Source organism: Persicobacter psychrovividus (assembly GCF_036492425.1).
GTDB lineage: Bacteria > Bacteroidota > Bacteroidia > Cytophagales > Cyclobacteriaceae > Persicobacter > Persicobacter psychrovividus.
In genome coordinates, this window is record NZ_AP025293.1 from 755,264 (window position 1) to 769,104 (window position 13,841).

Below are 13,841 nucleotides of genomic sequence, written 5' to 3' on the forward strand. Positions count from 1 at the left end.
GGATGCGCTGATGCGCCGCGGATGTCTGCAAAAATAAGTTTGTGTGAACGATGAGTAAAGTTGTTAGTTTCGGTGAGATGCTGATGTGTTTGGCATCACCAGGATCGGTAAGGTTGAGACAGTCTAAAAGTTTAGACATTGATTTTGGCGGCGCGGAAGCCAATGTAGCCGTTTCTTTGGCGCAATTTGGCGAAGATGTTTCTTTTGTTACTCGCCTTCCTAAAAACGACATGGCAGAGCTGGCAATAATGTCGCTCAAAAGCTTTGGCGTGAATACGCACAATGTCCACTGGGGCGGAAACCGACTGGGACTTTACTATTTTGAAAATGGGGCGGTTTATCGTGGCAGTAAGGTGATCTACGACCGTGACCACTCCTCAATGTCAACCATCGAAACAAACAGCATTAACTGGGACGAAGTCTTTGAGGATGCTGAATGGTTTCACTGGACAGGCATTACACCTGCATTATCGGCTTCGGCTTTTAATGTAACCAAAGAAGCCCTGAAAGCGGCAAAAGCCAAGGGCGTAACCATTTCTGGTGATTACAACTACCGCAAAAACCTCTGGAACTGGGGTGTGGAAGCGGAAGAAGTTATGCCAGAATTGATGAATTATTGCGACATCATGTCGGGGATCCACCCCAATGTTGATGTGGTTAAAGAAAAAGTATCTGATGAGCTCTATGCAGAAGCAGGGCAGCAGATGATGGATAAATATCCAAACTGTAAGTTGGTGGTTTTTACCGCACGAGGAAGTGTATCGGCAAGCCACAATACGTGGGCGGGTATTCTCTATGATGGCGAGCGCGTTTATCGCAGCTGTACTTACAACCTGACACACATTGTCGATCGTGTAGGGGGCGGAGACTCCTTTATGGCGGCATTGATTTATGCATTAAGAAATTACGAAACCAAGCAGGAGGCCGTGGATTTTGCTGCGGCAGCTTCTACATTGAAGCACTTTGTGGTTGGCGATCAAAATATATGTTCTGTTGAGGAGGTTGAAGCACTTATGGGTGGCGACCGCAACGGACTAATCAGTAGATAATTCAACTAATTAATAATAATAGACAGATGGCAAAGGTAGTTACTTTTGGAGAGATCATGTTGCGTTTGGCAACACCTGGTTACTTGCGTTTTCACCAAGCAAATGAGTTCGAAGCAACTTACGGTGGTGGTGAGTCAAACGTAGCCGTTTCATTGGCAAATTACGGTATGGATGCAGAGTTTGTAACTCGTCTTCCAAAAAATGATATCGGTGATGCTGCGATCAAAAAATTGCGTTCTTACAACGTGGAGACTAAAAACATCGCTTTGGGCGGTGACCGCGTAGGGATCTACTTCCTGGAAACAGGTGCTGTAGCTCGTGGTTCTAAAGTCGTTTATGACCGTGCCAACTCTGCTATTGCTGAGATCACACCAGGCATGATCAACTGGAAAGAAGTTTTCGCTGATGCTACTTGGTTCCACTGGACAGGTATCACGCCAGCGTTGTCGCAAGGTGCTGCAGATGCTTTGAAAGAAGCTTTGGAAGTTGCTCAGGAAATGGGAATTACTGTTTCTTGTGATTTGAACTACCGCGCTAAATTGTGGAAATACGGAAAAGCTTGTCATGAAGTAATGCCAGCATTGGTTGCTCTGACAGACGTTGTTTTGGGTAACGAAGAAGATGCTGAAATGGCATTGCACATTTCTCCTGACGGTGTGGACGTAACAGGTGGTCATGTAGATGGCGAAGCTTACTTGTCTGTATCTAAAAAGATCATGGCTAAGTTCCCAAAAGTGAAGAAAGTAATCACTACACTTCGTGGTTCTATCAACGCCAACCACAACACTTGGGAAGGTGTATTGTATGACGGCAAAACGTTGTTCAAATCTGCTCGCAAATACGATATCACGCACATCGTTGACCGTGTAGGTGGTGGAGATTCTTTCATGGGTGGATTGATCTACGGATTGAACACTTACACGGAAGATGATCAAAAAGCTTTGGACTTCGCCGTAGCTGCTTCATGTTTGAAACACACGATCAAAGGTGATTTCAACTTGGTAACGGTTGACGAAGTAGAGAAATTGATGGGTGGTGACGCTTCAGGTCGCGTAGCTCGATAAGATTTCTTTGTTTTGATGAGTACCCACAGATTACACAGATGCTCACAGATTTTTTTAGGGAGTTGATGAAATCACAGGTACTGATTAGGACATATTAGAGGTTGATGTAAAAATAGCATTGACCTCTTTTAAACAAATTCATTAATAAAAGAGCCCCTGACAGTTTATCAGATCTTTGGAGGAACACATCAAATCTGTGGAAATCTGTGTAATCTGTGGGTTAATTCTTAACTGACAGGAGGACAAAATATATTCCAGTAATGGCAAAATTCACAAGAATTGAAGTCGCTCAAAAGATGAAAGAAACAGGGATGATTCCTGTATTCTTCCACAAAGACTTGGACGTTTGTAAGCAAGTATTGAAAGCTACTTACGATGGTGGAGCACGTGTATTTGAATTCGTAAACCGTGGCGATTTCGCCCACGAGGTTTTTGGCGAATTGATCAAATGGGCAGCTACTGAAACCCCAGAGATGATCTTGGGTATCGGTTCTGTCGTTGATGCTCCAACGACTGCATTGTACATCCAATTGGGTGCAAACTTCGTGGTTTCTCCAATCATGAACCCAGAGATGGCCAAAGTATGTAACCGCCGCAAGATCGCCTGGTCTCCAGGTTGTGGTTCTTTGTCTGAGATTTCTCAGGCGGAAGAATTGGGTTGCGAGGTAGTGAAAATCTTCCCTGGTCAGCAAGTAGGTGGCCCTGATTTCGTGAAAGCGGTAAAAGGTCCTTTCCCATGGTCATCGATCATGCCAACAGGTGGTGTGAAGCCTGAGCGTGAGAACTTGACAGAGTGGTTCAATGCAGGAGTTCACTGTGTAGGAATGGGATCGCAATTGATGATCAAAGATGCTGATGGCAACTTTGATTTGGAGGCGATCAAGAATAAAACTAAAGAAGCTTTGACGATTATCGCTGAGCTTCGCGGTTAAGTTAATCAATTATTTGAGGCCTGAGCACTTTTTGTGCTTGGGCTTTGTTTTGTGTCAGCAGTACGTGTTTTGCTAATTGGTTACTTTCTGACACTAAAGTATCTTAGGGATTTTTTCTTGGGAGAAATCCAGCCCTTCATCCCCTGTACCAATATCGTGGATCAATCAAGGTGGCCAGCCATCTTTTTTGCCCAATTTTTAACAATATTTACTTTAGATTTCATGAAAAGCTTTTTCTCAAAGTTATCCATGACCCTTTTTCTTGCCGCAGCCTTGGGGACTGTGCAGGCGAAAAATGTGGTTGTCAAGGATATGAATGCGTTGAAAGACGCCACCAAATCTGCCGTAGCAGGTGATACCATCTCGTTGGCCTCTGGCCGATGGACCGATGCCAAAATTAAGCTTGATCTTCAGGGTACGCCAAAAGCGGGTATCGTTGTTCAGGCGGAAGAATCAGGAAAAACCATTTTGGTAGGCAACTCTTCTTTGGAGATGGCTGGAGAATACTTCACCGTAAAAGGTTTGGTATTTACTGATGGTTATGCACAAGGCCGTGTGGCGGTTCGTTTCAAAATCGGAAACAAAGTAGCCAAACACGTTCGCATGAGCGAGGTCGTGATCGACCACTACAACCCTGCTGACCGTTTCGAAAAAACTTCTTGGGTAGAACTTTACGGACAACACAACGAAATCGATCACTGTTACTTCGGTGGTAAATTGAATGCCGGTGTATTGATGGCCGTAAAATTGAACAACGCAGAATCGCGTGAAAACTACCACCATATTCACAACAACGTATTTGGTTCCCGTCCAAAATTGGGATCAAACGGTGGTGAGACTTTGCGTGTAGGTACTTCTACTTACTGTACCAAAACTTCAGGTACACAAATTGAAAACAACATCTTCGATCACTGTTCTGGTGAGGTAGAGGTTGTTTCGATCAAATCTTCTGACAACGTAATCAAAGGAAACCTTTTCCGTGGTTGTGAAGGTGTAATGACGATGCGTCATGGTGACCGCAACCAAGTGTTGGGTAACTATTTCATTGGTTTGGGTGAGTCTAACAACAGCGGTGGATTGCGTATCATCAACGGTAATCACTTGATCAAAGGCAACTACTTCCAAAATTTGGGTGGTCGTCGTTTCTTCGGCCCATTGGCGGTAATGAATGGGGTACCTAACTCATTGGCGAACCGTTACATCCGTGCTCACGATGTGAAAATCGAAGATAACCACGTATTCAATTGCCCTCACGTAGAATTGTGTGTTGGATCTGACCGCGAGCGTACACAAACGCCTGATCATATCCTTTTCAAAAACAACACTTTCTATAACCCTAACGAAGGAGATATCTTCACTAAATTGGATGATATTTCTGGCTTCACTTTCAAAGGAAACAAGTACGTGAATAACGGTTTCAAAGTGAAGGAAAAAGGCATGAAAGCCATTCCTGCTGATACTTACCACAAAACTAAAGAAGGTTTGTGGGCAAGCAAAAACTTTACGCCTGAGTTGCCTGTAAAAGACAACGAAGCGGGACCACAATGGTACACACCAATCTCTGACGCCATTGTTTTGACGGACAAGCACGTAAAAGTAGCTTCTTTTGATGAATTGACTTCAGCGATCAAAAATGCCGAAGACGGTGAAACCATCGAGATCACGGCTCCTGAAATTCACTTTGCTGATGGTATCCACTTGACGCACTTCGTAAACATCGTTTACAAAGGTGAAGGTCACTCAATGTTCCGTTATTTGGCGAATGCCAACCAAAAGCCATTCTTCACCATCGAGAACGGTGGTAGCCTTAAAGTTTCAGGCATTACCTTCAACGGTCGTTCAGATACAGGTATCGTAAAAGCGGGGATCAGTACGTCTACTTCTCCAATGATCAAACACTACTCATTGGATGTAACAGACTGTACATTCCAAAACTTCGACGGTTCCGACTTCTGTGCATTCCGCGCTTACACTTCTACTTTCGCTGATGAAATTACTTTCAAAAACTGTTTGTTCACTAACATCTCAGGTGTGGCGTTGAACATCAACGGTCAAACAGAGAAAAAAGGACGTTACAGCGCTGAAGAAGTAACCATCGAGAACTGTACTTTCGATAAAGTAATGACTGGTGCGATGGAAATTACACGTATGGGTAATGACGAATCAACGACTGGCCCTTCAGTGAAATTGAAAAACTGTGACTTCATCGAAACAGGTAATAAAGAGCTGGGTTCTGCCGTATTGTTGTGGGGTGTTCAGCAGTTGGATATCGACGGACTGTTCTTCTACAACTCTGGTGCTTCAGGACGTACAATCCGCTTCGAAGATCCATTGTGGGCAGTTTCTAAAATCGACAATATCTTATCGATCAACGCTGGACGTATCGAATCTTACTACAAACGTAAGGGCGAGCACGTTTACGAAGTGAACAAGAAAATGAACCGTGAGGAAGCGATGAAGTTGAAAACCAACAACGAATTCGGTGGTTCTTTCGGAACAAAATAAAATATTCCGCTGTCCCATTTGCCAAATATGAGTCAGCTCAGGAGGAAAAAGATTGCGCCATGCATTGCGGTGCAGGTGCTCTTTTCCAGTCCTGTTAAATTACTGTTGGATGAATTGATCATAGCATGGGTCCCTTAAAAAATACAATGGCCACCCGCACAGGGGGTTATTAAAATGTCTTTCCTTAATGCTATGTATCTTGGCCCTTCCTGATTTTTTCAGCGAAGGGCTTTTTCTTTTCCTATCGTTTGTCAGGGGAAAATTGATTATTTTACAGGCAACCAACAGAAAAGGAGTTCTACAATGAGCAAGGAAACGCTTTCGATACAGATAAAAAACATGGTTTGTCCGCGGTGCATTATGGCGGTCTCGGATTTACTGCAACAACTTCAAATCAATTATCAGGAGGTTGGGCTGGGGACGGTGCTACTTGCTGATCAACTTTCAGCATCACAAACCGAGGCGTTGGCTTCAGGGCTGAAGGATTTGGGCTTTGAGTTACTTTCTTCGCGAAATGCAAAACTGATTGCACAGCTCAAACAGCTGATTATCGAAAAAATACACCATCAGGAAGAAGAAATGACCGCAAACTGGTCAGACTTTCTCTCTGCCAAACTCGGGCATACTTATTCAGTACTGACGAAGTTGTTTTCTGCAACAGAGGGCATCACGATTGAAAAATATATTCTCAAACAAAAGATCGAGATGGTCAAGGAATACCTCATTTACGATGAGCGGTCGTTATCGGAAATTGCCCATCAGTTAAATTACAGCTCGGTCGCTTACCTTTCGGCACAATTCAAAAAGGAAACAGGCATGACGCCCACACAATTCAAACAACTCGATCGGCCAAAACGCAGCGGCATCGATGAATTATGAGGCAATCGCTATTTTTTTATCCACCTTATTGTTTTTTTATTTCAGGCGGATAAGGGTTTGGCATTTAGTAAGCTAAGCTGGGGTGGGCGCCGTGTTCCGTGAAAAATCCGCCATATCCTACATCAATAGTAGGGATATTTTTAGTGAGGCATTAAACTTTTTTGGCGCAACTGCATCCAATCATAGTGTATGAACCTAACTAATATCCTATGAAAACTTTTAATGCCGTTCTGTTTACCCTTATTATAGGCTTTTTAATGGCCTGCTCTGATGGCGCAAATGATGTTGCTGATATTATGGATCCTGATGCCGATCAGGAAATTCCAGCAGTTTATGAGAAAATATATGGGGCTTCCCGACTGATGCTCGATGGCGACTTTATTGTGATCAAAACCACAGGAATGCCAGATCATAAAAGCGTTTATTATCCTACAACAAGTGATTTATATGAGCCCTTCAGTGGAACGACATTTGAGGGCTATACCTTTCAGAAAAATCCCAATACCATTGCTTCTTTTGATTATACTTTTCGAATTCCGCTGAATCCTGAAAAGGCCGACCGACATGCGCCTACACCTCTTGGTGCGATTGGGGTCTCGTTGAATGGGGTGCCATTTTTCAATCAGTATGCGGGACCAAATCAGCCTTTAACCGATGAATACAAAAGCTTTGACCAGTATTTGGGCCACCCGACTGGAAACGGGACTTTTCATTATCATGTAGAGCCCACTTACCTGACCACCGTAACGGCTTACAAATCTGCTTTGCTGGGCTTTTTGCTGGACGGTTTCCCTGTTTATGGGCCTGAGGAAAATGGTGCCGCCGTGGAGAACCTTGATGAGTTTCATGGGCATTCCCACGTAACGGCTGATTTCCCCGAAGGGATCTACCATTACCATGTGACCAATGAGGCACCTTACATCAACGGGAATGGGTTTTATGGTCAGGCAGGAACGGTCAGTCAGTAATGAACCGATTAATTTTATGGTGCCTGTTGGTTTTTTCCTGTAGCCCCACCAAAGAGGCGGCGACAGGAACGGAGCCTTACACGGGGCCGAACGCAATCCGACGGTCGGCCTTAACCACCACCACGCATGATGATCGTGCCTACTATCAGGGGCAGCCTTTTTCAGGGAGCGTCTATGATTTGAGTATGGAAGCAGATACTGTTTTCAAGGGTGAATATCAGGAAGGGCGTCCGCATGGGTTGGTGCAAAAATGGTACGAGAGTGGGGAGCGGCAGGAGTGTCGTTATTTTTCAGACGGGCTGAAAGATGGCCCGCAGGTGGCCTTCTGGAAAAATGGAAACAAATGTTTTGAGTATACTGCTGAGCGGGAAATTTATCAGGGGAAGTTGCAGGAGTGGAATGTGGACGGTCAGTTGATTCATCTTGCACATTATAAAGATGGGCAGGAAGAAGGGGAACAAAAATTATGGTATGACAATGGAAAAATCAGAGCGAATTATGTTATCATCAATGGTAGAAGGTACGGCTTGCTGGGGACGAAAAACTGCGTTAATGTATCGGACAGTCTGGCTGTTAATCAGTAGCCTATTGCTGTGGTCGTGCCAAAGTGGAGCGGAAAAAACCGTGGAGGCATCGACGATGTTGCCCTATTATAATGAGCCCACTTTCACACCTCTATTTTTGTCGGCTCCAGAAGAGATTGAAGCAGGAATTACCCATAAAATCAGTCCGTTTAAATTACTGAATCAGGACAGCCTGCTGTTGGATCAGCATTGGATTGAGGGAAAAATTCATGTGGCCAGCTTTATTTTTACGACCTGCGGAAGTATTTGCCCAACGATGGTTCAGCAAATGCAATCGGTCAGTAAAGCATTTGAAAAGGACGACCGTGTGGGGCTGCTGTCTTTTTCAGTAACGCCGTGGTATGATACTCCAGCCGTGATGCAGGCTTTTAAGAAATCTTATGAAATCAGTGACCCGAACTGGCATTTTTTGACGGGTAAGCAAAGTGAGATTTACCAACTCGCCCGACAGGCTTATTTTGCGGAAGAAGACATTGGCTACAGCCGCGACAGTACCGACTTTTTGCACACGGAACATTTAATTTTGGTGGATGCCGATAAGCGAATTCGTGGGATTTACAATGGCACTTTGGCTTTGGATGTTCAGCAGCTGATCGCTGATATCCACTGCTTGCGAAAAACACTTTGATCGTGGCTATAAAGGGGCTGTTGCATCATTTTTTTGGCCTGAATAACAAGCCGATGACACATTCATAACATCGGGTTTGCACCGAGAAAACAAACAACGAAATGCCTATGAGGCAACAGCCCTTTTTTATTGGCAGCCCAAGTTTACAACTCCTCCTGTACCATTCCGCAGTGCAACATCTTGTCGCCGAAATAAGGATTGTTGATTTCCTTTTCTTTGGCCAGCCAAAAAGCGCCCTTATTGTCGAAGGCCATCGGGCAGAACTGTTTGTAAACCGTTGCGCCGTCGGTCTTATTATTTTTTACCAACATATACATCTGCTGAGAGAGTACCTCGAACTGCTTGCGTTGCTCTTTTACATCTTTAGCCGAAGCAATCGCGCGGGTGGAGGCAAACAACTGCCCAGCGTCGTTGGCTTCGAGAACTTTTACAAAGGCCAGCGCTTTTTTGGAGGCGGTTTCAGGCTCGGTCTTCACCAAAGCATCTTTGATTTCGAAGTAGCCCGCCAATAATTTTTGTGTGCCGTCGGCAGAAACATTGTCATTGGCTTCATGTGATACGGTGGTATCGGTGGTCGTTGTCATTTCTGTTGCGTGATCGTGCCCCGCATGATCTTCTTTTTTCTGTTCGCCTTCGCAGGCAAATAAAATGCTGACGATCAAAAGTAAACAAAGGTTGGTTAGGTTTTTCATTGTTGAGTTCATTTATGTAAATGTTTAATTAAAGGTAGGAATAATAATTTTAATATTTTGAAATCAATATAGGGGCGAGCTTAAGTGCTCGCCCTAAATAATTAAATAAAATACGTTTAGGGCTGTTGCACAATTGCCAATTGATTATCAATACCCAAATTTTATTCTGCCGCTTATGTACTACGGGTTAAAACCCGCAGCTATTACGAAATGTACCTTTGGTACACCAGTCCTGAAAGGATTTTTCACAATAGACATGGAATTCATTCCATGGTAAATAAAGGCATGATCAAATTTTATTTGGTTTGATATATTGCGAAGCCAGTTGTGCGACAGCCCCTAAAATATCGATCAACCTATTTCACCACCCCCGTCCGATACCCACACTTCAGCATCTTCGAACCAAAATAAGGGTTTAACACCTGATCGGTTGTGTCGAGCCAGTCGGCACCTTGATCCCCATCCGCCATCGGGCAGTGGATGATGTACACGGTCGGGAAGGCATCGAAGGCTTTTACGAAAGCGATCATCGTCGAAGAGAAGGGCTTGAACGTTTTCCGAAGCTCATCCATATTTTTTGCCGAGGACAAATGCTTGCTGATCGGATCGAAATGATGTGCAAACATCTGCATCCGTTCGTTGGCTTCTGCCTTCAGTTTTAACGCTTTCATCTTTTGATAATTTGTAACCCAATCGTTGGATGCCTTTTGAGCCGAAGCAAAATCATCCGAAGCCAATGCCTTTTTGATTTGTAAATAATCATTCAACAAGGCTTCGAAGATTTGTTGATTTGCCGAGGACAATTGAGCCCGCTGATCGAAAGTCATTTTCATCCCGTGGTGCTCATGTTTCATCTTCATCCCCTTATCCATCTTCATGTCCATTTTCATTCCCGGCATATTCATTTTAGGGGCACCGCCACCTTCAGGGCTCATCATGCTTGGCTTGCCTGCCAACTGCGCCGAAGCATCCACACTGAAAGCGCCTTCGGTAACCACCTCTTCGCCTTCGGTCAATCCACTCAACACCTCATATTGGTCGCCCATTCTTTTACCCAATTCAATTTCCCGCATGCGGAAATAAAGTTGATCGGCTGTTTTTTGCTGAACATACACTACTGAACGCTTGCCGGTCCATAGCACGGCGGAAGCGGGCACCAATAATTTTTCTGCTTGGCTTTCGCTATTGAGCTGCACCTTTCCACGAACAAAAGTCTCAGGCTTTAGCACCATATCCGAATTTTTCAACAACAATCGGGCATGTGCCACCCGCGTTTTCGGGTTCACCACCGGATCTACAAAATCAATTGTGCCCTCATATTTTTTCGAAGGCTGACCTGCAACAGTGTAGCTCACTTTTGTTCCTTTTTTCACCAAAGACAATTGTGATTCATACACTTCAAACTGTACCCAAAGGTGTTTCAGATCGGCAATCTCAAACATCGGATGTCCTTCCATCAGGTGATCGCCCACATTGACCATCTTTTTCATCACCACGCCCGAAACATCCGCCAAGATCGGGAAGCTCTCCTGTACTTTGCCCGAAGCGATGATCTTTTCAATCTGAGCATCCGTCAGCTTCCAGTTTTTCAGCTTCCGTTTGGCTGACGCCCAAAGCGCCGGCTGACTGTCCCTGAACTTTTGCGCCTGAAAAAGTTCTTCTTGCGCCGTTACCAAGGCAGGCGAATAAATTACCGCCAAGGGTTGACCCTTGCGCACATAATCACCCGTGAAATTCACGGACAGCCCATCCACGCGACCCGCAAAGTGCGCCACCTGCGTGAACACCTTTCGCTCATCGGGCGCAATCTTTCCATTCAGTGCAAGGGTATTCTCTGCTGAAGCTTCGCCCACGGTGGTTGTTTCTACCGATGCTAAAGCCATCGCCTGCGGACTCATCTTCACTGCATCAACATCAACTTGTTCGCCCTGCTCATGATCCACGGGAATCAGTTCCATCCCGCAGATCGGGCAATCGCCAGGATGATCCAGGCGAACAGACGGGTGCATCGCACAGGTGTAAGTCGTTTTTTGTTCCGATTTTTCGGTAGCTATAACTTCTTTTTCGGATGGTTTTTGGAAAAAGAATCGCCCGATTAATAGCCCTGCGAGAAGAAGCGCAAGGTAGCCGGCGGTTTGTTTATTGATATATTTTTTGATCATGATTTTTTTATTTTTTTGACTATCTAAAACCTATCGCGAGAGTCCTTCTCGTGATAGGTCTCTGTTTGTGTGTTATAGACCATGATTACCTTGATTTACAGGATTACCATGATTTTTATTTATTCTTATTTCAATGGGTAGGGACGTTGCATGCAACGTCCGTACGTTAGTACAAAATAATCTGTTATCATTGTTGGTCGTAGACAGGAGCCTACGACCAGTAAAGTGTTATAGACCATGATTACCTTGATTTACAGGATTACTATGATTTTTTATTTATTCTTTTGTTGATTATTGATGGGTAGGGACGTTGCATGCAACGTCCGTACGTTAGTACAAAATAATCTGCCATCATTGTTGGTGGTAGGGTCAGACCCAATGTCATTAAGTTAAGAAACAGCCGATCATTTATTCGAAGTTATGGTTTTATAACAGGTTAAACCTTAGCAAATACTAAGAAGTATGATTTGAAAGATCATTAGCACATACCTCAGGTATCTATTTTTATATCCCGAAGGGATTACACTACATAGCGAGGGGTGAAACCCCTCGAAATACCAACCCTAAAACCTATAACCCTGAAAGGGTGCTACTCTTTATTTGTATAGAAATTTATATTACGCCCTTTCAGGGCTCAGCATTTCGTAGGCCATTTTCCCGGGGTTTCACCCCGGGCTATGATATGTCATCCCTTCGGGATTTTCCTTTCATTGGTCAAATTAATACATGCCTTTAAGCAATAAGCCCTTAACTTAATGACATTGGGGTCAGACCAATGTGTCTGACCTGAACGTGTTTTTTATTTCTTTAAGGGCTGACACGCAGGTCAGCCCCTACAGCGCCTAAATAAAATTTTTGTTGTTTCAATTTCCCCCCAACAAATACCCCAACTCCGCCAAGGCATTCTGATACTTGGTCCATGCGCTTGCCTTTCGCTTTTTGTACTGAAGCAACTGCTGTTGCATCCGCAAAACCTCCTCGAAATCTTTACCTGAATTGGCATAAGCAGTGTACAAAAGGTCGAGCGTCTGCTGACTTTCAACATACTGCGCCTGATACAAATTATAATACTGCACCTGACTTTCGATTTCAAAAACAGCCTGTTCATAATCGCTCTTCAGCTGATCCCGAACCGCCTCTTGCTGAAACTGCCACTGCTGTTGCGAAAGCTCGGCGGACTGCTTCATCGCCTTATATTTTTTGCGAAAAATCGGTAGGCTTACCGACACCATCGGCATCAGCGCATCCTGCCCCGAAGATTCAGCGGGCATATCCGATTGCCCGACGATCATATAATCCAGACCGATGCCAAGCTTTGGAGCGCCCAACTTTCGGGCGACTTGCGCCTGCGCTTCGCCTGCCTCTACCATTTTCTGCATGGCCAATATTTCAGGATGCTGAGCAAAGGCACTGTCCATTTGCGCCTGTGCTTCCCATTGCAAAGTATCAGGGTAGGCGAGCACGGGTAGTTCAACGCTTGCCTCCATCGGTTGGTGCAGGTAGCGGTTGAAGCTTGCCAGCAAAGGCTTTACTTTTTGCTGAATCACTTTCAGATTGACCTGCGCCTCCTTCAGCATCATATCCACCCGCAGGACATTCGCCATGCTTCCTTCATTATTTTCAAACTTGCTCAGGGCAATATTTTTATAAGCCGACAGCAATTGAATATTTTCCTGCTCGATCCGTTCCATCGTCTGTTGCTCGATCAAAGGATTGTATGCCTTGCAGAGTTGATACCGAATTTTTTGCTGAGCATCAATAAATTGTTGGTACTGTGCCTCCGCCCGCAAATGCGCCACCGAAGCTTTCGCCTTTTGCGTTCCGAACCACGGGAACTGTTGCATCAGCGAAAACTTGGCGCGTTGCGGTCCGTTGCGGGTTTCGATCGGGCGAATGAAATATCCCATTGACAATTGCGGATCGGGCAAGCCTTGCACCTCGGCCACCTTTTCCATCGACTGCTCAAAGGCTTTGTATTGTGCCTGAAGCGTCGGATTGTTTTGCATCGCCTGCTCGATGTAGTGCTCGGGGACTTGGGCTTTTGCTAATAGTGGAAGGAAAAGGAGAAAGGTGTAAAGAGGAACTTGTTTTATTGTCCACAGATTACGCAGATTTCCACAGATTTTTTTATACTCTTTGAGTTGAATCCCCTTGTTCGCTGTAGAGGCCCTTTTTGGTTCAAGCGTCTCGCTTGGATCAATTTTTTTCAGAGTTTGAGTTTTGCTTACTGTACGGGCGCACCTATGTGTGTGCCCAAGCCCTACCTTATTCCAGAGAGATTTGGATAGACACATAGGTCTATCCTTACAGTGTATATAATTTTTTGATCCAAGCGGGACGCTTGAACCAGAGGTGGTTTTTAGTTCAAGCGTCTCGCT

At 44.7% G+C, this 13,841-nt stretch carries 11 protein-coding genes; 8 read left to right on the forward strand and 3 right to left on the reverse strand.

Translation table 11 applies throughout. From position 1 onward, the window contains the following. Nucleotides 1–50: 50 nt before the first annotated feature. The 8 genes from AABK40_RS16350 to AABK40_RS16385 all read left to right on the forward strand — a co-directional run bounded on the left by AABK40_RS16350 (nt 51) and on the right by AABK40_RS16385 (nt 8,609). Nucleotides 51–1,049: a PfkB family carbohydrate kinase gene (locus AABK40_RS16350; RefSeq protein ID WP_338398171.1), complete on the forward strand. Its 999-nt coding sequence runs from the start codon at nt 51–53 to the stop codon at nt 1,047–1,049. A 26-nt stretch (nt 1,050–1,075) separates the two neighbouring features. Then, complete coding sequence (locus AABK40_RS16355; RefSeq protein ID WP_338398172.1) at nt 1,076–2,113, forward strand: PfkB family carbohydrate kinase; 1,038 nt, start codon at nt 1,076–1,078, stop codon at nt 2,111–2,113. Between the two features lie 260 nt (nt 2,114–2,373). After that, nucleotides 2,374–3,045 (forward strand): bifunctional 4-hydroxy-2-oxoglutarate aldolase/2-dehydro-3-deoxy-phosphogluconate aldolase, encoded by a 672-nt coding sequence (locus AABK40_RS16360; protein WP_338398173.1) that lies wholly within the window; start codon nt 2,374–2,376, stop codon nt 3,043–3,045. Nucleotides 3,046–3,267: 222 nt separating this feature from the next. Continuing rightward, entirely contained in the window at nt 3,268–5,550 is a 2,283-nt protein-coding gene (locus tag AABK40_RS16365; RefSeq protein ID WP_338398174.1) for a chondroitinase-B domain-containing protein, read from the forward strand. Nucleotides 5,551–5,853: 303 nt separating this feature from the next. Beyond that, nucleotides 5,854–6,429, forward strand: a complete 576-nt coding sequence (locus AABK40_RS16370) for a helix-turn-helix domain-containing protein (protein WP_338398175.1) — start codon at nt 5,854–5,856, stop codon at nt 6,427–6,429. Between the two features lie 209 nt (nt 6,430–6,638). Further along, the gene (locus AABK40_RS16375) at nt 6,639–7,397 is read left to right on the forward strand and encodes a YHYH protein (protein WP_332922028.1); all 759 of its coding nucleotides are present in this window, start codon (nt 6,639–6,641) and stop codon (nt 7,395–7,397) included. Continuing rightward, nucleotides 7,397–7,981 carry a toxin-antitoxin system YwqK family antitoxin gene (locus AABK40_RS16380; RefSeq protein ID WP_338398176.1) on the forward strand — a complete coding sequence of 195 codons (585 nt, stop codon included), beginning with the start codon at nt 7,397–7,399 and terminating at the stop codon, nt 7,979–7,981. Before AABK40_RS16375 ends, AABK40_RS16380 begins: the two co-directional genes overlap by 1 nt. Beyond that, nucleotides 7,950–8,609, forward strand: coding sequence for an SCO family protein (locus AABK40_RS16385; protein WP_338398177.1), 660 nt, complete (start codon nt 7,950–7,952; stop codon nt 8,607–8,609). The genes AABK40_RS16380 and AABK40_RS16385 overlap by 32 nt, the downstream gene beginning before the upstream one ends. Nucleotides 8,610–8,752: 143 nt before the next feature. On the opposite strand, the gene AABK40_RS16390 is transcribed toward AABK40_RS16385, so the two are convergent. The 3 genes from AABK40_RS16390 to AABK40_RS16400 all read right to left on the reverse strand — a co-directional run bounded on the left by AABK40_RS16390 (nt 8,753) and on the right by AABK40_RS16400 (nt 13,469). Then, nucleotides 8,753–9,301: a DUF3347 domain-containing protein gene (locus AABK40_RS16390; RefSeq protein ID WP_338398178.1), complete on the reverse strand. Its 549-nt coding sequence runs from the start codon at nt 9,299–9,301 to the stop codon at nt 8,753–8,755. Between the two features lie 356 nt (nt 9,302–9,657). Then, entirely contained in the window at nt 9,658–11,463 is a 1,806-nt protein-coding gene (locus AABK40_RS16395) for an efflux RND transporter periplasmic adaptor subunit (protein ID WP_338398179.1), read from the reverse strand. 863 nt (nt 11,464–12,326) lie between these two features. Beyond that, the gene (locus AABK40_RS16400) at nt 12,327–13,469 is read right to left on the reverse strand and encodes a TolC family protein (RefSeq protein ID WP_421953311.1); all 1,143 of its coding nucleotides are present in this window, start codon (nt 13,467–13,469) and stop codon (nt 12,327–12,329) included. Nucleotides 13,470–13,841: the final 372 nt, after the last annotated feature.